This is a genomic window from Xylella fastidiosa (genome assembly GCF_011801475.1).
GTDB classification, from domain to species: Bacteria; Pseudomonadota; Gammaproteobacteria; order Xanthomonadales; family Xanthomonadaceae; genus Xylella; species Xylella fastidiosa.
Genome location: NZ_CP044352.1, coordinates 2,278,038 through 2,299,164 on the forward strand (window position 1 = coordinate 2,278,038; position 21,127 = coordinate 2,299,164).

A 21,127-nucleotide genomic window follows, 5' to 3' on the forward strand; every position below is an offset into this window, starting at 1 on the left:
ACGTCATGACAAGCACCCGCCGTGACGATCCTCTACCCTAAAGAGCTGCACGTTATATGCCACGAACGAGACGGAAACCAATCCTGGCGCTGGTCATCTCTGAATCCTGTGATCCACGCCACGCTGCACGGGTCTGCTGTGGTGAGTTGGCCCAGCTGCCGCCACGTACCAAACGCTGACGGCAGCCTGGGTTGTACCAGGCGACACCATCGGCTGGGGCACGCCGATAACTGGAGTGCCAGCAATCGGCTACCCATTCACTCAAGTTGCCGCCCATGTCGTGAAGGCCCCAGGCATTGGCGCGGAAACTAGCTACAGGGGCCACAGCCCAGTAGCGATCCCCATAACCGATAAAGGCATTGGCCCAACGCCGTCCACTCGGAGAGACATCGTTGCCGCCAGTATAGTTTCCGGTCACTGGGACGGCGGCGTTGCCCCAAGGGTAGTAGCCTTGTCGGCCGGCACGCAGGGCGTACTCAAACTCAGCTTCACTTGGGAGGCGGTAATAACGCCCGGTTTGACGCGACATCCATGCCGCATACGCCTCTGCATCGCGCACGCTGACATGCATCACTGGATCGTTGGGAGCAGCCGCGCGGCCATCGTAACCAGACTGCCAATCTACGCCGCTGCGCCGCACAAAGTTCCCACTGCGTTCGTCATACACCAGTGAATGCCCTCGCCGGGTTGCTCGCGGTCGGTAACCTGTCTGCTCAACAAAGCGCCGGAACTGAGCGACGGTGACTTCAGTAATCGACATCGCAAAACCGCGTTCAAAACGGACATGGTGTTGCGGTCGTTCCGCCGCTGAGGCACCTACTTCGGTATCGGTTGCGCCCATCTGAAAGCTGCCGTGGGGGACCACCAGCATCTGGGGACCTCGAGTACCGTCTTGCATCGCATCGGTAAACACTTGTCCTCGGCGGAAGCTCCCATAATGGGTTGCGCGATTGATGCGCTCCCGCAACTCGCTAATCACCGCATCACCAGGAGCAGCAATACGGACAATCTCCGTAAAGAGGGCATGCGCGCTCTTTAATTTCTTTGGGTCAGAAATTGCACGCAATACGGCATCCCGCAATGCGGCAATTTTTTCTATACGCAAGATAGCGATGCGCCTACGCGCGTCGATCACCGTAGGTGCTTGTTCGCGCACCGTGGATGCAACATCAAGCCAGTATGTGGCACTGTCGAAATGAGTGGTCTCAGCCGCTTGTTCTGCGTAGCGGATCATCGCGCTCTCCACTGCCGCCAAGCCTTGACGGGCACGCGCATTGTCCGGATCCAAGCCCAATGCATCGCGGAAGTGATCCAATGCACTGCGACTACTCTCGCCTAACGTTCCAGCACGCAAATCGTCCTCACCAGCAAGATTGAAGGCCAGTACACGTTGTGCAGTCTCAACGCGACTTTGCAAACGATGCACTCGCGGATCCTGCGGTGCCAGCGACAAGGCCACCATGGTGACATCGCCCGCTTGTTCCAATGCTTCTTCCTGTGCCTGCGGTTGCAGCAATAAGCCATCCGCCAGGACCAGCAAACGCAGCAAGGCACGGCGCAGCCCTTCTTCAGCCACACGGTCACGGCCGTCACTGCGGGCACGCAATGCCAAATACAGCGGAATCGCATCGTCAGGGCTGCGGTACAGTCGATCTTCAGCCAATGCCTGCGCAGCACGCCGCCTGACCTGCACGGAAGTCATGTCACCTAATACAACCGGTGGGGATTGCCAAAGCGCGCGTGTCGGGGCGGATTTTTTGGTGCTAATCGCAACATGCGGTGTTGCTGGCGGTGCAGCAACGACCTTGGGTGCAACCGGCTGGGGCGTCGGGGCGCATCCTGCCGACAATATCACCCACAATCCTACAATCCACTGACCAGCGATGCGCAAATACGCTTCCTCCCAAGAAAGCACCACGGCAAACCTTAGGCTATTCTTCTCGACTCAAACAATCCTAGCTCAATCACGGAAATCACGTGCCGCATTGGATCCAGCACCCCGACACTCTCGCTACCTGGTGGGATCGAAAACCAACCCGAATCGGTATGGATACCGAGTTCATCCGAGAAGGCACTTTTTGGCCAGAATTAGCGCTGGTACAGATCGCAATTGGAGATGAAATATTACTGGTGGACCCACTGGTCCCCGGGATGACCGACGCGCTGGGACTCTGGTTGGCCGCTCCGAATGTCATCAAAATTATGCACAGCGCCAGTGAGGACTTAATTGCATTCAAATATGCCTGTGGTGTGCTACCACGGCCGCTGTTTGATACCCAAATTGGGGCTGCATTGACGGGCTTGGGTGGTGGGATGGGTTACCAGAAGTTGGTGGCCAAGGTTACCAATGTGGAATTGGGAAAAGGCGAAACACGCTCAGACTGGATGCACCGACCACTCACGCCAGCGCAACTAGACTACGCGGCTAACGATGTCCGGTATTTATTTGCATTGCATGACACGCTCACAGAACGGTTAGCAGAAATGAGCCGCAGTGCTTGGTTGGAAGAGGACTGCACACGATTGACCGACAATATCGAACAAAACGAGAACGAACGCTGGCCGCATCTGGCAATACGTTCAGCACAACTTCTTGACGCTCCAGCACAGTACCGCCTGCTGCGCTTATTGCGCTGGCGGGAAACATCAGCACGCTCCAGCAACAAACCACGCAACTGGATACTGAACAACGAACTGGCGAGCATTCTGGCACGGTTCCCTCCTCCCAATATGACCGAACTGCGATACCAGCTTAAAAAGTTCAATAAATCCTGGGACCCGCTCGCCACTCAAATACTGGAAGCGCTACAGACTCCTCTTGCCGATGAAGCGCAAGCGCCATTGGTAACTGCACCCAGCGATGCAGACAAAGCGTTGCTCAAGCAACTACAGAAAATCGTCGCCGAATGTAGCTATGATCTAGGTTTACCTGAGGGTATCCTAGCGTCGCGTCGTCATTTAGAAGCTCTCATCGAACAACGCCGATGGCCAAACTCACTCGGCCAATGGCGCCGCTCTCTGCTCGAAACGCAGTTACAACCATTATTATCTATGTCAGATACCTAACGTTTCATTCCGAGGAATGAAGCTGTATTACACTTCGCATCCTGGCATTTGGCTTGGAAGGGGCTGGGATTGCGGTTAAGACAATAGAAATATCCTTTCCCTCAGTATTCATGAATCACTCCAATAATCAGGGTTTGCTCAGTACCATGTAGGCATTGATATGTATCGGCAGATAATAAATAGTGACCTACTCGGCAACTGTTATCTACGATGAAAAAATACCTAGGTTTTAACTGATCATTCCCTCTGGCTTACTTTAAGACACCACACCGGAAACTATGAACGATACAACCAGCTCCTCTTTGGATTTGATTGCTCAAACCAAGATTAAACTGACGGAAGAGCTACACAAACTGGAAGAACAGGAAGCGCAATTGCGCCAAGCACAGGCAAATGATGCATTTCTGGACATCATCAATGCGATTAACACCTTTGGGACACACTTCAACGTCAAACAGAAGTCTGAAATCACGGCACTGGTCAAGGAGGTAACACCTCCCCGTAAGGCACCGGCCAAAGCCAAGCGCGAGGCTCCCATAAAGTATTGGCTGCCACATTCCGGCGCGACCTGGAGCGGACGCGGGAAAATACCCAAGCCTTTCGAGGCGTGGATAGGCACTGCCGCTTATACGGCGTGGAAAGCGAAACACCCGGATGAGAAATTTCCAGCCTTCCCAGGCTGAATGAATCTCAAAGGTTTTCTTGTTACTGGGCAGCCAAGCGTTGTCGCGTGTCAGCACATAGATACATTGAGCCACTCCGTGTAGATAAGTCTTGTGCAAGCGTTGCAGCGCTGCTTTTCTTTTGAAATGCACAACCAATAACGATTGCCTTTGGCGATACTATTGACGTCTTAGATCACCAAGACGTGCTATTGCTGCATATAAGAAAACAGGCTTGTATCTTGATTGATGGATTCATCGGCCATCATCGGGCATTCCATATTTTGATGAGAATGAGCGGAAACAGATGAAAGCATCATTGCGTGGCTGGGAAAACGATATTGGAGCAGTCGCGTATGATGAATATTTGAACATCCATAACACGGACCGAAGGACCATTTAAAAAGCGTTCCTTTTTATGTCCCGATAGCACATTGAAAAAACACATTGTCACAAACGTTTAAACTCACTCTCAGTGAGCCGAAAAAATTTATACCGCCAGACCATTGATATACCAAATTATCTATTCAAGGATGGTATTAATTATTCTGAGATCGGAGCCATTTTTTCTGCGGCGCCTATTTATCGCATGCTGAACTGAACGTTAATCCGTACTAGGGCAACACCATCCTAAGTTTAGAAAAGCTACTATTTCTCACCCAAGGTGCTTTAAACACCCTCGGTCTGTTTAGCGTCCATACGGTGTTATTTAAATTCAGCAATCATAAAAACAGGATGTTCCAAAACCATACAATGTGCCTGTCGCGTGATGCTGAATGAAGTGATCAATGGGTGATTGAAGAAATTTACCGAGCGTCGTTGCTGGCATAAACGGTGATCTCTTCGCGGTCATGATACAACTGCTTGGCGCGTAGGGTCAGTGGCACTGCCGCCTGGGTTTCGAAGCGTTCCAAACACAATCGGGTTTCATCCCAACGTTTTTTCATCGGTAGCTTGAGATTAAAGATCATGTGCCGACACCACCCTTCACGCAGCCAGACAGCCATACGTTCTGCAACCCGACGTGGCTGTTCAACCATGTCGCAGACCATCCAATCCATTGGCCGTGGCGGTATCCAACGAAAGCCATCGGCCCGCACGTGCTGGACCAATGGATGATTGAGCAGTGGTGGCCGCAATGCCGCATTGTCAATGCTGGTCACGCGCAGATGCTGGCAAATCAATACCCAAGTCCAACCACCGGGCGCTGCGCCTAGGTCGGTCGCACACATGCCAGGGCGTAATTTGGCTTCACGCTCGTTCGGAGTGAGCAGGGTGATCAATGCCTCTTCCAACTTAAGTGCAGAGCGTGATGGAGCCTCTGGCAACAGTTTCAAACGCGGGATGCCGAGTTGCCACGGCGCACTGTCAACGGAACGTGTGCTGCCTAGCAATACGTGGTCACCACTCAGGAAGCAGACGTGCAGGCGTGGCCACTGTGGATGGAGCTGCGCGGAAAGTCGACCAGCACTGCGCAGTACGGGACGCAATGCGTTGCCGAAACTGCGGGCTAGTCCAGCTAATGGCTTGCCCATGTCTGAGTCTGGGTACTCAATCCACAAATCACCAAAGCATGGTGTCTTGGGGAGTGCTGCCAGGATGGGAGCAATGCGGTCTCGTGAGTTGAGTGTTTTCAGTTCGGCATGTAAACGCAGGGTTTGTCGCGCGAAGATCAAGCGGCGCCAGTGCAATTGCTGTAGCAGTGTATCGACATGAAGGGGATCGCACCGCAAGAGTACGAAGCCATGATTACGCTGTGCGTGTATATCACTGGCGATTCCGAGTAATACGGCGCGGTCCCTCAATTCAGCCGCCAATTCCGGCTCAAACCCTTGACGGCAGTAAGCGATTAAACCGCTCATCGTCGCACCTGCATCATGTTGGTGCTGATGCAGCAGCACACGCATGGGGCGGTGTGACGGGGTAGGGACGACTTCAATCTCAATCTCGCGCTTAAGCGGTGGGTCAATTCAGGTGGCCAGCGACGGCCGTTCGTAGGGGTTACTTCGATGTTGAATGGGAATAAGCACATCCCAAGGTCTGGGTTGGCGCTGTTATCACGAGAGTCATGGGTTGGAGCGAGGTGTCGGAAGCATCCAGGCAAGGTGGTTGAGATGAATCAGGGCATTCAGCAGAGGGATTGCAGCAAGAAGGAAGGATCAGTATCAAGGTGGGAGGATTTTGCGAGGTCAAGGGTATCAATACAACTGTATCGGGCTGATCCACACAGGAGCCCGCGTCAGTCGGCCATACCGGCGCTTATGATCGTGTCCACACTTGGTACGCGATCAACGCGTCATGCAGGTTTTGCAGGTGCAGTAGTGGTGAGCAATATTCTCCATGGTCATGCATTGTGCTTCGGGTTCGATAGCAACAGTGGCCTGCGTATTGCAGAATTCAAAGGTCTGATGTTGCGTTTTCAGAAATGGTGGGCATGGCGCGATGTCCATTCTCCTGTGGCTTGTGTGTCTGTCAGATGTGGTTGTGGATGGCTTGGTGCAGACGTTCCAATGCCAGGGTGGGGTACTGACCCATGTTCCTGGGTATGTAGCCGATCAGGTGAGGGGCAAGTCCACATCGTCCGATTGGCTGTAGGAGTGATCTAACGAGGGTCTGCATCTATTGGGTTTGTCTGTGAGCACAGTGCTTTGCAAGAGCCACGCAGTAGATTGCACGACGGGTGATCGTCGGCAAGATGGTTCGCTTCATGGTGGTCAGTCAGCGATACGTGCAGCAAGGTTTGCATCATCACGTTTACGAAACGGGGGGCATCGGGGGATGGATGCACAGTGCACAACAGGGCTGTGGTTGTGATGTTTGGCGGGGTTCGAGTTCACGGTTCGTCAGCCTCATGAGATTGATCGCCTTGCAGGGCGAATAGGTGATTTTCAGGAGGTGGAGCAGTTGCAGGCGCGTCAGTCGTTTTCTACAGCAGGAATCGCGGAATCTTTTTTTGACTGAACTTGTCGATCACGCTTGGCTAAGATGCTGCCGTGCATGTCGCACGCTCCATCCGATACGGCTGCACGTGTGTCATATGTCATAGGAGGTGGGTCATGCTTGCGCAAGTCCGTAGCATTGCATTAGCAGTGCCAGTAGGTTGGTTTCCATGTGGAGGAAGCCAAACTGCTGTGGCTAAGTCAGTCAGACTTTGACATTGGCCAAGGGCTGCTAGCCACCCCAGGACGACGATGAGGAGTTTCTGTAGGCGATGCCGCAAGGGGGTAAACAGGTTTTAAGCGATCGGTAGCTGTCTAGCTGTCTAGCTGTCTAGCTGTCTAGCTGTCTAGCTGTCTAGCTGTCTAGCTGTCTAGCTGTCGACAAGACGATAGGGCATTTTTCTGCGAAGCCATCACTTGGAAGGTATTAATAGAAAAATGGTCGGGGTAGCCGGATTTGAACCGACGACCACCAGTCCCCCAGACTGGTGCGCTACCAGGCTGCGCTATACCCCGATCAACAGTAAGCCGACATTGCGGCAGTCCATGATTGTACCGTATAGCGGTATTACCTCAATACTGCCTAGCATCTACGTAGCATTCCAGAAACGCGGGGAGATTGATAAGAGGAGCAGTTCAAAGCACTCAGCTCCGCAATAACTGCAACACTTCCTCCAGTTCCAGGCGCACTTGCTTGATAATCTGATGGCTGAGGGTCAATTCGTTACGGGCGCTCTCACCCTCCAGGCGCAAGCGTGCACCACCGATGGTGTATCCCTGTTCATACAACAGGCTGCGAATTTGACGCACTAACAGGACATCGTGGCGCTGGTAGTAACGACGGTTGCCACGGCGTTTGGCTGGTTCCAGACTGGGGAATTCGGTTTCCCAGTAGCGCAATACGTGCTGTTTGACGTCGCACAAATCAGCAACTTCACCAATGGAGAAGTAACGCTTGGCTGGAATCGTTGGTAGTTCTCGGTTACTGCCTGGATCCAACATAGGCATCCACCCTCTCCTTCAGCTTCTGACCCGATCGGAAAGTAACCACTGTTCTGGCAGAAATCGGGATTTCTTCTCCGGTTTTTGGATTGCGGCCAGGTCTCTGATTTTTACAGCGCAATTCAAAGTTACCGAAGCCGGAAAGCTTGATTTCCTTTCCTTGTTCCAGTGCATCGCGCAACAAGTCGAAGAAGGCATCAACAAATTCTTTTGCTTCGCGTTTATTCAAGCCGACTTCATCGAATAAACGTTCTACCATCTCTGCTTTTGTCAATGCCATGCTGGTGTACCCCCTTTATTTACATCAAGACCGGATCCGCACGTCGTGTCGTTGCTGGATCGCCATGACAACCTTCGTCATGATGTCGTCAACGTCACGGTCGATCAGAGTGCGCGTGTCATCCTGCAAAATCAAGCCAATAGCCAGGCTTTTAAAGCCTGGTTCGATACCCTTACCGACGTAGCGATCAAACAGTTTCACGTCGCGAAGTAACGGTCCAATGACATCGCGCACGGTGATTGCCAGTTCGCTCCAAGTAACGTGTTCGGGCACGACACAGGCCAAGTCGCGGCGCACGAATGGGAAACGTGAGAGTGCATGAGCACGCGGAAGTGCGCGGCGTACTAGCGGTTCCAAAGCCAGTTCGAAGGCGATCACATCCACGTTGATTTCCAGTGTTTGGGTAAGTGCCGGATGCAATTGTCCAATCCAGCCAATACACATGTCATCACACCAAACGTCGGCTGAGCGGCCGGGATGGCCCCATGGCTGTGCTGAGGAATGGAAGGTCAAGACTGCACCGCTGGCCGCAGCTAGGGATTCCAAGTCCCCTTTCAGATCGTAGAAATCGACCTTACGCACCTGTTCACCCCACTGCAAGGCGAACGCATCGCCACATACGGCAGCAGCAACGTGTCGGGTTTCAAGGGGTGCTGCTCCTGCCTCATCAGATGCAGTAAATACATTGCCCAGTTCAAACAAGCGCACGCGTTCCAGCTGACGGGCGATGTTGCGCCCCAAGGCTGCCACCAAACCTGGTAACAAGCGTGGTCGCATCACTGCCAACTCCGCACTCAGGGGATTCATCAACATGACTTGACCAGTATTCAATTGCCAACGGCGCAGTAGCTCAGCATCAATGAAGGCGTAGTTGATGGTTTCTTGTAATTCACGTGCAATCAATTGTCGACGCACGCTGGTCATATCGAGTCGGGTTTCACTGGGCATTGCGATATGACTCGCTCCAACCGGCAAGGCGGTTGGTAGATGTTCGTAACCACGGATACGTACCAGCTCTTCGATCAGATCTTCTTCAATCGCAATATCAAAACGGCGGCTTGGTGCAACAACGCGCCAACCTTCAGCTTGAGTCGTTACCTGCATCCCCAGGGCCTGCAAAATACGCTCTACCTCGGCATCATCAATGACAATGCCAAGGAGGCGCGCGATACGTGTGCGACGCAGCAAGATCGAAGCCGGTGCCGGTAAATACTCGGGCAATTGAACGTGAATCAATGACCCTGGCTTGCCACCAGCAAGTTCCAGTATGAGGCGGGTCGCAAAAGCGATCGCTTGCGGGGGTAAGGCTGGATCTACGCCGCGCTCGAAGCGGTGGCTGGCATCGGTATGCAGGCCAAGTTTACGGCCACGTCCCATGATCGCAGCCGGTGCAAAGTGAGCAGCCTCAAGAAAGACGTTGATAGTGGTATCTGTTATGCGTGTTTCCCAACCGCCGATCAAACCAGCCAGTGCAATAGGTTGATCGGCATCAGTCACAACTAGGAAATCGTTATCAAGCACAACTGTACGTCCATCAAGAAGCTTCAAGGCTTCATCATTGCGGGAGAGACGTACACCAATGGGGCCACGTAGGGTATCCACGTCGAAAGCATGCATCGGCTGCCCCAGTTCCAACATGACGTACTGGGTGATATCAACCAGCAATGACACCGGACGAATACCGCTGCGACGCAGGCGCTCGGCCATCCACACCGGAGTAGGGGCAGCAGGGTCGATACCCTCAATCACACAGCCACAATAGCGTGGGGCATTGGCACCAGCATGTAATTCAACAGGCAGCGTACGCGCAGAAACAGCGGGGATCTCGTCAATATGAAACGGGGTCACCTCACTGGCACAGGCCGCAGCCACGTCGAAAGCAATGCCGCGCACGCTGAAGCAATCAGCACGGTTCGGGGTCAATTTGATTTCAATACTAGCATCGGGCAAAGCAAGATAATCGGCTAATGGTGTACCAATCGGTGCATCTTCCGGGAGTTCCATCAGACCGGACGCCTCTGTATCCAAGCCAAGTTCTTTGGCTGAGCACAACATGCCATTGGATTCGATCCCACGCAGTGTGGTGGACTTGATCGTCAGTGCACCGATCTTGGCACCAAGCAACGCCAATGGCACCACCAAGCCAGGACGCACGTTTGAAGCGCCGCAGACAATCTGTAAAAGGGTGTCTTGAGCAACATCGACTTGACAGATTTGTAAGAGATCAGATTCGGGATGAGGCACGACATTGACGATGCGCGCCACTAAGATCAAGTCCAAAGCTTCACCTAACACTGCCACGTTTTCAACTTCAAGGCCTATCGCGGTCAGGGTCGCTACAAGCACGTCACGATTGGCTTGGATAGGAGCATGATTGCGCAACCAATTTTCGCTGAATTTCATGAGAGTCGGATCTGGAAACGGGAAAAGAGCAAAACAGGCTCAGCACCATCAGAATGTAGCAAGATCAGGGTAAGACAGCAGTTTCAAGAAAACTGGCGTAAAAATCTCACATCATTCTCGAAAAAAGCACGTAAGTCGTCGACGCCGTAACGCAGCATCGCAAAACGTTCCACACCTAGTCCAAATGCAAAGCCTGTATAACATTCCGAATCAATGCCAACATTCTTCAGCACGTTCGGATGTACCATGCCGCAACCCAGCACCTCCAGCCATCGAACGCTGCTGTCGGACTGTTGCCAAGCAATATCAACTTCCGCACCCGGTTCGACAAACGGGAAATAACTTGGGCGAAAACGCACCTCAAAATCACGCTCAAAAAACGCTCTCAAGAACTCGGACAAGGTCCCTTTCAAGTCAACAAAAGTGGCATGCTTGTCAAGCAATAATCCTTCTATCTGATGGAACATTGGCGAGTGCGTCTGATCACTATCGCTGCGATAAACCTTGCCAGCAGCGATCATACGCAGCGGCGGCCGGTGGTCACTCATGTAACGCACCTGTACACCAGAAGTATGAGTCCGTAGCAAACGGCCGTCACCAAAATAAAAGGTGTCATGCATAGCACGCGCTGGATGGTGCAATGGGAAGTTCAGCGCCTCAAAATTATGCCAGTCGTCCTCAATTTCCGGACCTTCAACCAGCTCGTAACCCAGCCGGGCAAAAATCTCGGTAATACGCTCCAAAGTACGGGTGACTGGATGCAAGCCTGCTCGTTCACCTCGGCGCCCTGGGAGGGTAACATCAACGCGCTCATCAATGAGGCGCTTGCTCAACGCCGCACTTTCCAACGCAGCTTTGCGATCCATTAATGCGTCCGAGATAAGATCCCGGACGCGGTTGAGCTTTTCGCCAATCGCCTTACGCTGCTCAACTGGCAATTTACCCAGTTGCTTGAGCTGCAAGGTGATGCTGCCATTTTTACCAAGAAGAGCTACACGCAAAAATTCCAAATGATCTAAATTCTGCGCAGCCGCCACCTCAGCCAATGCTTGGGCTGTCAGGGATTCAATGTCATTGATTACCATACGCTTTAGCTACCCATCCTGTCGTCGTATGCTAGACGGTTTGCATTACGCGCAACGCTGGGTGTGATGTTGCTCATACTCATTCAACTCTAAAACGTAATGTGGGAAGGACTGGTACCCTTCCCCACATGGCTTTAATAAGCACTGCTCTTTCAAATAAATAACCTGAGTAAAACCAGATGCGATGTTATTTATTTTATAAAGCGATAAGCAACTATATGGGAGTACACAAACAAAAACTCTGTAAATGCATATTCCGTAAAGCCCTTCGCATCATGCATTATGACTGATGAGTTATGCCGCAAGCATGGTTTTCGCCTTTTCAGCAAGGGCAGTAAAACCGGCAGGATCATGCACAGCAATATCAGCAAGCATCTTACGGTCCAAGGTAATACCACACTTCAAGATGCCATTCATGAAACGGCTGTAACTCAACCCATTCATACGAGCCGCCGCATTAATACGGACGATCCATAGAGATCGGAAATTACGCTTTTTCTGTTTACGGCCAATATAAGCATACTGCTGCGCTTTGATAACAGCCTGCTTGGCAACACGAAACACCTTGCGGCGAGCATTGTAATAACCCTTCGCTAGACTTAGGATTTTCTTATGACGGCGGCGCGCCTGCACGCCACGCTTAACTCGTGCCATGACTTAATCCTCAGAGGTAGGGCAACATGCGGTCCAAGCGACCCGCATCTTCAGCACGAACATGGTTCTGCTGCCGGAGGTTACGTTTCCGCTTAGTCGCTTTCTTAGTAAGGATATGGCTGCGATTAGCGTGTCCAGCCTTATATTTTCCAGAGGCAGTCTTGCGGAAACGCTTGGCCGCCGCCCTGTTAGTTTTTATCTTGGGCATTGCGAATGTCCTTGTAAGGATGTTTATCACTGCCCAGGGCGACAGTAACGTGTACTGCACTTTTCCTAAAATCCATTTAAGCCCTAGACTGCTAGTAAATCCTTGACTTAAAAGCCAAGGAGGGTCCCCAACTTCACCACATAGAAACCAGCTCCAAGAAGCTGATCTGCTAGTATGCCAGGAGACAAAACATTTTGTAAATGAGATGCTTCGGTACAAAGATAAAAAATTAAATGAAAGACGTCTTAGCTTTTTTTCCTCGGCGCAACCATCATCACCATCTGTCGCCCTTCTAAGCGGGGACGGGATTCAATAACGACATCATCACCAAGATCCATTTCAATACGCGCTGCCATCTGTCGACCTAATTCTTGATGGCTCATCTCACGGCCACGGAAGCGAATGTTAATCTTAACTTTATCACCCTCTTCCAGAAAACGACGCATGTTACGCAGCTTGATCTGGTAGTCACCCTCGTCCGTGACTGGGCGGAACTTAAGTTCCTTGATCTCGACTTGTTTAGTCTTCTTTTTAGCTTCGTTCGCCTTCTTTTGTTGCTCGAACTTGAACTTGCCAAAGTTCATAACCTTACAAACCGGCGGATCAGCTTGAGGCTGTATCTCGACCAGATCCAATCCTTCTTTTTCGGCCATGGCAAGCGCTTCGTCACGCGACAACACGCCAATCATTTCTCCGTCACTACCAATCACGCGTACACGTGGTACCCGGATTTCATGGTTCTTACGGTTCTGTTTGTTGTCAGAGGTACTGATATTGCAATCTCCAAGGAAATCAAATCGGCGCCGTCCAGATCATATCTCTGGACTAACCAGGGTTGGCTCACACAACTTGCTCTGTCTGCAAACGCTCAACGAAAGTGGAAATCGACATAGCACCCAAATCCTCTCTGGAACACGTGCGTACAGCAACAGTGCCATTCTCCTTTTCACGATCACCAACCACCAAAAGGTAAGGGACGCGTTGCAGTGTATGTTCGCGAATCTTATAACCGATTTTCTCATTCCGCAAATCAATGTTGACCCGGAAACCTTGATTTAAAAGGGCTTTATGGACCTGCTCTGCGTATTCATACTGAGCATCAGTAATATTAGCGATCACTACCTGGACAGGCGCAAGCCAAGTAGGCCAAATTCCAGCGTAGTGTTCAATCAAAATACCGATGAAACGTTCCATCGAACCCACGATTGCCCGGTGCAACATGACCGGGTGACGGCGCTGGCTGCGCTCGTCTACATACTCTGCGCCGAGACGAGCTGGCATCATGAAATCAACCTGAATCGTGCCCAACTGCCAAGTGCGGCCAATCGCGTCTTTCAGATGATATTCGATCTTCGGACCGTAGAACGCCCCTTCGCCAGGCAGCTCTTGCCACTCCACCTCACAGGCACTCAGAGCAGCACGCAACGCAGCCTCCGCTTTGTCCCAACTTAGGGAATCCCCTAGGCGCTTGTCTGGACGCAAGGCAATTTTGATCTGAATATTCTCGAAACCAAAGTCTGCATAGACCTGCAACGCTTGACGGTGGAATGCCGTGACCTCGGCTTCAATCTGTGCCTCGGTACAGAATATGTGGCCGTCATCCTGCGTGAAGCCACGCACACGCAACAGACCATGTAACGCACCGGATGGTTCATTACGATGGCAAGCACCGAATTCGCCATAGCGGATCGGCAAATCACGGTAGCTATGTAAGCCCTGATTGAACACTTGAACATGGCCAGGACAATTCATAGGTTTAACGGCGTAGGTACGCTTCTCCGAATCAGTAAAAAACATGTTCTCTTTGTAATTATCCCAGTGACCAGACTTTTGCCACAACGACACATCCAAAATTTGCGGGCAACGCAATTCACCATAGCCGCTGTTGCGATAGACACGACGGATGTAATTCTCGATTGTCTGCCAGATCACCCAGCCTTTCGGATGCCAGAACACCAAACCTGGCCCTTCTTCCTGGAGGTGGAATAAATCCTGCGCCTTACCTATCTTGCGGTGATCTCGCTTTTCAGCATCCTGTAACCGTTGCATATAGGCTTCAAGTTGCTTCTTGTCGGCCCAAGCAGTGCCATAGATGCGCTGCAACTGCTCATTCTTTGTGTTACCACGCCAGTAAGCACCAGAAATGCGTGTCAATCTGAAAGCCTTCAAGAAACGCGTATTAGGCACGTGCGGGCCACGGCACATATCTACATATTCTTGATGATGATAAATCCCCATCGCAGTAACTTCAGGCCCCATATCTTCGATGAGACGCAGTTTGTAATCCTCTCCACGCTCTTTGAACAAGCGCACGACATCGTGACGTGCAGTGATGTGTTTGACCACATCGTAGTCCTGGGCAATCAACTCGACCATACGCTGCTCAATCGCAGCCAAATCTTCAGGGGTGAACGGACGCTTGGAGTAAATATCGTAGTAAAAACCATCAGCAATCACTGGACCAATAACCATTTTGGCTTCGGGATACAACTGTTTGACCGCATGGCCAACCAAGTGAGCGCAAGAGTGACGGATAATCTCCAGGGCTTCTTGATCCTCAGGAGTGATGATTCGCAGGATAGCATCATGCTCAATGAGATCACTCGCATCCACTAAGTGTCCCCCATCAATCTGCCCGGCAATGGTGGCCTTGGCCAAGCCCGGACCGATTGCATGAGCAACCTGCATAACGCTAACGGGACCTTCAAATTCACGGCGACTGCCGTCTGGGAGCGTAATCGTAATCATGAGTATAAAAGGCGTGTCAGCGATTGATATATGTAAGTATTGAGATGAGGCATCAGTGTTGTTGAATTCTGCCAAGCAGGATCAGGCAATGATGCTAATGTCGACGTACTGATGCAAACATTCAGCAATGCAATCTTTGAGCTTCCCGCGAAGCAACAAAAAAAGCGCCGTCAGGGCACCTTGCTCATTCACCAGCACCTCAATCATCACCAAGGACTGGCAACAGCGATACTCATACTGCGCATTCGGATCATGCACCAGGTTGACACCCTTCATAGATTTAATGGGGAAGAAAGCAACATGCTAAATCAAATTCGGGCAAATTAAGATATCTCTTCAATTCCTACTCATAGTCACGACCATTGAACCATTTATCTTGATCAAGGACTCGCACCAGATCAATGTAAGCCACCAGTAATGCCAAATTCCTAGGTATTACCTCGAATTTAGCCAAAAAATTTAAGCAACACCATTTCAAATGGAGCTTCCCTAAAAAGAATCACAAGCAGGGTTACTCGCTACGCTTGGACAATGACAGGATACTAACAATAGGGCCACCCTAAACCCCTCTAAAACCACTCGGAATAGATTTACAGCAGCGAACATAGCGACTTTAGAAAAGCAACCCATTGTTATCCGGCCAAGCCCGTAAACAAGACCAGGAAATACACCAATACTTTAGTGCTACATAGAGATAGATAGTGTGTTCTCGTTAGTCAAGTCGGAACCCTTGAGGAAAGGCAGGAATGTAAGCAGCAAAGTGAGACCTATGGAGAGATGGACAGTCAGAAAACGAGATGATGCTATAAGCGAACGCTTATTAACATTTTCTTCACTCAGCGGCATTAGATGACCACCATACTAGGGTTGTTCCAGAGGTAATCTATATCTTCTATGCCTGTCCCTGTCTTCCTGCAATCCAACCATTTCCGATACTTGTTTGAACCACGCAAACCCCGCCATCCCATAGCGCGACTTATGGCAAGCACCGCAGGTCTTACCATTTTGATAGCTCTTGTGTTATTCAGTGTTTTCGTTGGCGCAGCAATGGTTCTTGGAGGAGTCGCATGGAAACTATTAGTGGGTCAGCGTCGGCGTACTCATGCTGAAGTTGGCACACAGACTATCGAAGGGAAGTACCGCGTCATTCACAAGCCCGATGCCCCACTGTGAAGTTAACAGTCTACTTTTACCAAATTCTAGGAACCAGCTGGATGCGGTACAACACCGGTTGTTTCATGATTGATTTTGACTTCAGACCGCTGTTTAGTCAAAGTTCAACGTAAATAGGCATCGCGATATCACATCAGCATCCTTAAACGCCTATTCGCTTCACCACTAAGATCTAACCAACATAGCTATGGGCCAATCGCGTCACAAATGGGATAGTAGTCATAGCATATTGCATTTGATGAACAGTAGATTGCTGCTCACCAACATTCCACACCATAGCAAATAATCTTTTATCAGCTGTAACGTCAGCTATCGGGACGATGCACAGGGTTATACGCCCTCCAACTAGTCACTCAAAATTAACCTAGCACATTGATAACAGATCGGTGCATGTTGCAATCCCCTTTTGAATGCGTTGTACAAACAGGTGACGGCAACGGCACTCGTCCTTGCAGATGGTTCTTTTAAGGTACCACTGTGGCAACAGGATTCAACTTAAGACAAGTGTCTGTCGAGCAACAGTGTCTGCGTTTCAATCTTCACGACCTATGCTTGGTGGAGTGAGTTTCAGGCTCGATCTCAGCAAACCCAATTTCGCCATTAGTTCATGCATGTACAGAACCTGTGCCAGTAAACAAAGCCTTTGGGCAGAAAGCACTATGTTGCAATTGTGCTCAGCGAGATAACGTATGACCCGGAGCACTTGCAGATTATTCGAACTGACATTATCGCGTTGCTTAGGTAAATAGCGTTCAACCTGCGCGAATTGGGTTACAGCGATCCGCATAAGCTCACCGCGCCGCAGGGACATTTCTCAGAACCACTACTGACGATGATTCCCATGGATCCGTTCCAGCTCTCCATATTCTTGCAAAGACGCAACGCTGGCTAAGGTGGTAACTCCTGGGTACCAATTGCAATGGATTGACATCAGAACAGACTTTGAAAATCACTTACTTACCTGTAAACCGGAACGCATACATAATGCAACGAAAATCTATCGAATCATGTATAAGATTCTTAAAAATCAAAGATATAAATGAAATTCTCCATACCGATTACCCGTTGCATCTTTCCATGCTCCACCGCTAGGTAGAGCGTTTTGCATTCATAACATCCAAGATACATTCGGTTGAATACTGATGAAGCTGGCCATTCTCTCCCGCAACAGCAAGCTTTATTCCACTCGACGTTTAGTCGAAGTCGCACGTATGCGTGGCCATACTGTTCGTATTCTTGACCCGTTACGCTGCTACATGCGGATCGTAGTTGGAGACTTCAGCATGCACTATAAAGGCAAGCCCATTGATGGCTATCACGCGGTGATTCCTCGCATTGGTGTATCGGTCACGCATTACGCCGCAGCGGTGCTACGTCAATTCGAACTGATGGGCACCTACAGCCCCAATCCCTCGGACGCAATTCTGCGCTCACGAGATAAGCTACGCGCACATCAACTGTTAGCCGCCCAGGGGATCGACATGCCAATGACTGTGTTCGGCGACAATCCCGACGATACTCAAGACCTACTCTCAATGCTCGGTCCGCCCCCCCATGTAGTCAAGCTGAATGAGGGCGCGCAGGGTAAGGGAGTGATCCTATCGGAAAAAAACAGTGCTTCACGCGGTTTGGTAGAGGCACTACGTGGGCTCTACGCCAATTTTCTGGTACAGGAATTTATAAGCGAAGCTGACAGTGCGGACCTGCGCTGCTTCGTCGTCGGCAACCAAGTCGTAGCAACGATGCGTCGCCAAGCTGCGGAGGGTGACTTTCGTTCCAACCTGCACCTAGGTGGGAGTGCAACTGCCGCCACCGCAAGCGAGGAAGAACAAGAGGTGGCAGTACGTTCAGCACACGCACTTGGACTGACCGTGGCCGGTGTAGATCTCATCCGTTCACGACGTGGACCGCTGGTCCTTGAGGTCAATCCCACCCCGGGGTTGGAAGGCATCGAAGCGACCTCCGGAACCAACGTCGCCATAAAGATTGTGCGCCATGTGGAAGAAATGCTGGCTACTATCTGTAGCAGCAATATTTGCAAGCCCTGATGGATTATTTAGGTCATAGCTACAACTTATCGATCACAGCACTTACCTCACTGATCATGGCATCAAAATTTATTTTTTGATTAAAGCACTTTTGCTTAGGTTTTTTGTCAAGTAGCCCTTGATGGGAAGGTATAAAGCGCACTACAGTCCTAAATAGTATGATGAAACACCACCCTCCACACCGCAGTAACCGCAGTAACCGCAGTAACCGCAGTAACCGCAGTAACCGCAGTAGAGGATTACGCAGAGTGGCCTGCCATCTTTACCAGTCACACGGCACTTGCCTTGGGCCCTACCTTCGATTGGCTGCATCGCTGTGGAAGGCCACAAATGGGAGACAAGTTAGACAACTGTTCCTAAAACGCCATCCATTAAGCCAAAACCGTTACCGCCATAGTGCGGAACATACTTACTCGGATGTAAGTAATACCTGGAATTTAAGCCTATTTGAAGACAATGCCGGTTATACAGCCGATCTCAAGGACAACAAGGACACAGGAACTGTGTGGACAGCATTTTGGTCTACAAGTAGCAGATGGCAATGCAATCACTTATCACCTGTTCCAATTCCCCCTCTTCTTATGCAACATGACGTGGTTACATCCACTTTGCTTCCCAAGCAAGAGGGAAACCATACTCCAACAATCAGGGTCCAGCGGTACCCTCCTCCCCCTCCGAACAATTGAGGCTCAAGTGCGCATTTTGGTCATCGAAGACAACAGCGATATCGCCGCCAATCTGGGCGATTACCTTGAAGAACGCGGCCACGCCGTGGATTTTGCCGCCGATGGCGTGACTGGATTGCATTTGGCCGTAGTCCACGAATTCGACGCCATCGTACTCGACCTTAATCTGCCTGGCATGGATGGCATTGAAGTCTGCCGCAAGTTGCGCAACGAAGCACGCAAACAAACCCCTGTGCTGATGTTGACCGCACGTGACTCGCTGGATAACAAACTGACGGGCTTCGACTCGGGTGCTGACGACTACTTGATTAAACCATTCGCTTTGCAGGAAGTTGAAGTTCGTTTAAACGCACTATCGCGCCGTGGCAAAGGCCTGCAAACCCGAGTATTGGAAACAGGTGATCTCGAATATAACCTGGACACACTGGAAGTACGCCGCCGCGGCAAACTGCTACAACTCAATCCAACCGGATTGAAGATACTGCAAGCACTGATGGAAGCCACGCCAGCCGTAGTGACCCGCCAAGATCTAGAAACTCGTGTGTGGGGAGAGGAGCTACCGGATTCGGATTCGCTGCGTGTGCATATCCACGGATTACGCGCCGTCGTTGATAAGCCTTTCGACGTACCATTGATACAGACTCGTCATGGGATCGGATACCGCATCGCCACACCCGATGCATGAAACCGAGGCACAGTCATGTTCGAAAGGGCGACACGCGCGCTACCGGCGCCGGTTAAGAAGCCGAATCATTTTATCCTTCTTATTTCTTGGCTTTGCACTGACTTCGCTGTTTGCGTTTGCCACAAATTGGGCACGCGCACGGGTGGAAAACCAGCTCGTCGAAGAATTGATGAATCGCAACATAGACGAGTATGCCAAGCGCTACTATATGGATCCATCCCATAGCCCGGATCTGCCAGTACAACAGATAAAAGCGTTCTACTATCCACGGGATAAATTTGACCGTGTCAGGTTAGAACGCCCTGATTGGGCAGCACTCCCGAATGGCAATCACAATGTAATTGGCTTAGACAATGCTGGAAAACTATTTGCGTATTACAAACTCGCGGTACGCAAAGCCGATGATGCTTGGTTTTTCTTGGCTTACGACATGACCGAGGCTATACGTGGCGAGCGACAGCTCAAACGTGCCCTATACATTTCTGTGCTGGTATTCAGTGGGCTGTCCCTACTTATTGGATGGTGGTCGGCCTCAAAAGTGATGAAGCCAGTTTCAGACTTAGCTAAGCTACTACGTACTTATCGTGGTCAAACTACCAATCCAAAACCTCTCGCCCCCCACTTTCCAGATGATGAAGTCGGCGAGCTTGCGCGTGCATTGGACGATTATTCAAGCAAACTCACTGAAGTAGTACAAAGAGATCGTGAATTCAACGCAGATGTGAGTCACGAATTGCGTACCCCACTGGCTGTCATCAGGGGGGCAACCGAACTGTTACTCACCAAACCCGAAATGGACCCGAAGATCCAACAACGGATACGGCGTATTCAACGCGCCGAACAGCAATGCAGCGACCTGATTGGTGCATTGTTACTGCTTTCGCGCAACGAACGCGGCCATGGAAGCAGCAATGTCGCCAAAGTTGCTGAACAATTACTGGATTCGCATCGCGCCCAACTTGGCGGCAAACGAATCGAACTCATCTTGGAGGATAAACACGATCTAACGGTGAATGCACCAGAATCTGCACTGTCAGTCGCATTGGGGAACCTGATTGGCAACGCAGTCAAGTACACCCTTGAAGGACGAGTTACGGTGCGGGTACTTGAAAAAGCGGTCGAAATACAAGATACGGGTCCTGGTCTCAGCGAACAGGACGCTGCCAAACTATTCCAACGTGGATACCGCGGTACCCATGCAGGACATTCCCAAGGTGGGGGCATTGGCCTATCAATAGTGAGCCGATTATGCGATTTATACGGCTGGAAAGTCAGCGTGCAACCAGGAGACTTCTGCGGAGTGATTGCTACATTGCGTTTCTTTAAATAACGCAATATCAAAATCAACCGCTTTAATAACCCACAATTAAAAGCAATGAGAGTATCCAAGAAACATTAATCAGCGGATCGAAGCAACTCATACATCCATACACCACTCTATTTTCCACATCGACCCGGCGACCTGTTCATCTCTAATCGTGGACCCAT

General features: G+C 50.8%; 18 protein-coding genes and 1 tRNA gene. 7 read left to right on the forward strand and 12 right to left on the reverse strand.

Features of this window, described 5'->3' with window-relative positions; translation table 11 throughout:
* Positions 1-52: 52 nt before the first annotated feature.
* The gene (locus F7G16_RS10475) at positions 53-1,855 is read right to left on the reverse strand and encodes a formylglycine-generating enzyme family protein (RefSeq protein WP_042466574.1); all 1,803 of its coding nucleotides are present in this window, start codon (positions 1,853-1,855) and stop codon (positions 53-55) included.
* 122 nt (positions 1,856-1,977) lie between these two features.
* Between F7G16_RS10475 and rnd the strand changes: the two genes are divergently transcribed.
* Positions 1,978-3,066 carry a ribonuclease D gene (gene rnd / locus F7G16_RS10480; RefSeq protein WP_011098305.1) on the forward strand — a complete coding sequence of 363 codons (1,089 nt, stop codon included), beginning with the start codon at positions 1,978-1,980 and terminating at the stop codon, positions 3,064-3,066.
* 278 nt (positions 3,067-3,344) lie between these two features.
* Positions 3,345-3,749 (forward strand): H-NS histone family protein, encoded by a 405-nt coding sequence (locus F7G16_RS10485; protein WP_004090416.1) that lies wholly within the window; start codon positions 3,345-3,347, stop codon positions 3,747-3,749.
* 785 nt (positions 3,750-4,534) lie between these two features.
* On the opposite strand, the gene rlmM is transcribed toward F7G16_RS10485, so the two are convergent.
* Complete coding sequence (rlmM, locus tag F7G16_RS10490; protein ID WP_011098306.1) at positions 4,535-5,590, reverse strand: 23S rRNA (cytidine(2498)-2'-O)-methyltransferase RlmM; 1,056 nt, start codon at positions 5,588-5,590, stop codon at positions 4,535-4,537.
* Between the two features lie 580 nt (positions 5,591-6,170).
* Here rlmM and F7G16_RS12030 point away from each other — a divergent pair.
* The gene (locus F7G16_RS12030; RefSeq protein WP_171817053.1) at positions 6,171-6,323 is read left to right on the forward strand and encodes a hypothetical protein; all 153 of its coding nucleotides are present in this window, start codon (positions 6,171-6,173) and stop codon (positions 6,321-6,323) included.
* A gap of 783 nt (positions 6,324-7,106) precedes the next feature.
* Here F7G16_RS12030 and F7G16_RS10500 read toward each other — a convergent pair.
* The 10 genes from F7G16_RS10500 to F7G16_RS10545 form a co-directional block, all read right to left on the reverse strand.
* Positions 7,107-7,183 (reverse strand) — tRNA-Pro (locus F7G16_RS10500).
* Between the two features lie 129 nt (positions 7,184-7,312).
* Positions 7,313-7,669 carry a MerR family transcriptional regulator gene (locus tag F7G16_RS10505; RefSeq protein WP_014607493.1) on the reverse strand — a complete coding sequence of 119 codons (357 nt, stop codon included), beginning with the start codon at positions 7,667-7,669 and terminating at the stop codon, positions 7,313-7,315.
* A complete protein-coding gene (locus tag F7G16_RS10510) occupies positions 7,650-7,949 on the reverse strand; it encodes an integration host factor subunit alpha (protein WP_004084568.1) in 300 nt (99 codons plus the stop codon). The genes F7G16_RS10505 and F7G16_RS10510 overlap by 20 nt, the downstream gene beginning before the upstream one ends.
* A 24-nt stretch (positions 7,950-7,973) precedes the next feature.
* The gene (gene pheT / locus F7G16_RS10515) at positions 7,974-10,352 is read right to left on the reverse strand and encodes a phenylalanine--tRNA ligase subunit beta (protein ID WP_004090408.1); all 2,379 of its coding nucleotides are present in this window, start codon (positions 10,350-10,352) and stop codon (positions 7,974-7,976) included.
* An 83-nt stretch (positions 10,353-10,435) separates the two neighbouring features.
* Positions 10,436-11,437 (reverse strand): phenylalanine--tRNA ligase subunit alpha, encoded by a 1,002-nt coding sequence (gene pheS, locus F7G16_RS10520; RefSeq protein ID WP_004090406.1) that lies wholly within the window; start codon positions 11,435-11,437, stop codon positions 10,436-10,438.
* 294 nt (positions 11,438-11,731) lie between these two features.
* Positions 11,732-12,091, reverse strand: coding sequence for a 50S ribosomal protein L20 (gene rplT / locus F7G16_RS10525; RefSeq protein WP_004090404.1), 360 nt, complete (start codon positions 12,089-12,091; stop codon positions 11,732-11,734).
* A 10-nt stretch (positions 12,092-12,101) separates the two neighbouring features.
* Positions 12,102-12,299: a 50S ribosomal protein L35 gene (gene rpmI / locus F7G16_RS10530; RefSeq protein ID WP_004090402.1), complete on the reverse strand. Its 198-nt coding sequence runs from the start codon at positions 12,297-12,299 to the stop codon at positions 12,102-12,104.
* Between the two features lie 245 nt (positions 12,300-12,544).
* Complete coding sequence (infC, locus tag F7G16_RS10535; protein WP_072866324.1) at positions 12,545-13,072, reverse strand: translation initiation factor IF-3; 528 nt, start codon at positions 13,070-13,072, stop codon at positions 12,545-12,547.
* A 67-nt stretch (positions 13,073-13,139) separates the two neighbouring features.
* Positions 13,140-15,047 (reverse strand): threonine--tRNA ligase, encoded by a 1,908-nt coding sequence (gene thrS / locus F7G16_RS10540; protein WP_004090399.1) that lies wholly within the window; start codon positions 15,045-15,047, stop codon positions 13,140-13,142.
* An 81-nt stretch (positions 15,048-15,128) separates the two neighbouring features.
* Entirely contained in the window at positions 15,129-15,323 is a 195-nt protein-coding gene (locus F7G16_RS10545) for a hypothetical protein (RefSeq protein ID WP_004090397.1), read from the reverse strand.
* Positions 15,324-15,941: 618 nt separating this feature from the next.
* Here F7G16_RS10545 and F7G16_RS10550 point away from each other — a divergent pair.
* The 4 genes from F7G16_RS10550 (at position 15,942) to F7G16_RS10565 (ending at position 20,969) form a co-directional block, all read left to right on the forward strand.
* Positions 15,942-16,220: a hypothetical protein gene (locus F7G16_RS10550; protein WP_004090395.1), complete on the forward strand. Its 279-nt coding sequence runs from the start codon at positions 15,942-15,944 to the stop codon at positions 16,218-16,220.
* Positions 16,221-17,362: 1,142 nt separating this feature from the next.
* Positions 17,363-18,268: a 30S ribosomal protein S6--L-glutamate ligase gene (gene rimK / locus F7G16_RS10555; RefSeq protein WP_004090391.1), complete on the forward strand. Its 906-nt coding sequence runs from the start codon at positions 17,363-17,365 to the stop codon at positions 18,266-18,268.
* 693 nt (positions 18,269-18,961) lie between these two features.
* Entirely contained in the window at positions 18,962-19,639 is a 678-nt protein-coding gene (locus F7G16_RS10560; RefSeq protein WP_010894955.1) for a response regulator transcription factor, read from the forward strand.
* Positions 19,632-20,969, forward strand: coding sequence for a sensor histidine kinase (locus F7G16_RS10565; protein ID WP_004090387.1), 1,338 nt, complete (start codon positions 19,632-19,634; stop codon positions 20,967-20,969). Before F7G16_RS10560 ends, F7G16_RS10565 begins: the two co-directional genes overlap by 8 nt.
* The last annotated feature ends 158 nt before the right edge of the window (positions 20,970-21,127 follow it).

Coding starts and splice junctions, on each gene's coding strand:
- F7G16_RS10485 (WP_004090416.1), top strand. CDS start 3,345: ATGAACGATACAACCAGCTCCTCTTTGGATTTGATTGCTCAAACCAAG.
- rlmM (WP_011098306.1), bottom strand. CDS start 5,590: ATGAGCGGTTTAATCGCTTACTGCCGTCAAGGGTTTGAGCCGGAATTG.
- F7G16_RS12030 (WP_171817053.1), top strand. CDS start 6,171: ATGTCCATTCTCCTGTGGCTTGTGTGTCTGTCAGATGTGGTTGTGGAT.
- F7G16_RS10505 (WP_014607493.1), bottom strand. CDS start 7,669: ATGTTGGATCCAGGCAGTAACCGAGAACTACCAACGATTCCAGCCAAG.
- F7G16_RS10510 (WP_004084568.1), bottom strand. CDS start 7,949: ATGGCATTGACAAAAGCAGAGATGGTAGAACGTTTATTCGATGAAGTC.
- pheT (WP_004090408.1), bottom strand. CDS start 10,352: ATGAAATTCAGCGAAAATTGGTTGCGCAATCATGCTCCTATCCAAGCC.
- pheS (WP_004090406.1), bottom strand. CDS start 11,437: ATGGTAATCAATGACATTGAATCCCTGACAGCCCAAGCATTGGCTGAG.
- rplT (WP_004090404.1), bottom strand. CDS start 12,091: ATGGCACGAGTTAAGCGTGGCGTGCAGGCGCGCCGCCGTCATAAGAAA.
- rpmI (WP_004090402.1), bottom strand. CDS start 12,299: ATGCCCAAGATAAAAACTAACAGGGCGGCGGCCAAGCGTTTCCGCAAG.
- thrS (WP_004090399.1), bottom strand. CDS start 15,047: ATGATTACGATTACGCTCCCAGACGGCAGTCGCCGTGAATTTGAAGGT.
- F7G16_RS10545 (WP_004090397.1), bottom strand. CDS start 15,323: ATGAAGGGTGTCAACCTGGTGCATGATCCGAATGCGCAGTATGAGTAT.
- F7G16_RS10550 (WP_004090395.1), top strand. CDS start 15,942: ATGCCTGTCCCTGTCTTCCTGCAATCCAACCATTTCCGATACTTGTTT.
- rimK (WP_004090391.1), top strand. CDS start 17,363: ATGAAGCTGGCCATTCTCTCCCGCAACAGCAAGCTTTATTCCACTCGA.
- F7G16_RS10565 (WP_004090387.1), top strand. CDS start 19,632: ATGCATGAAACCGAGGCACAGTCATGTTCGAAAGGGCGACACGCGCGC.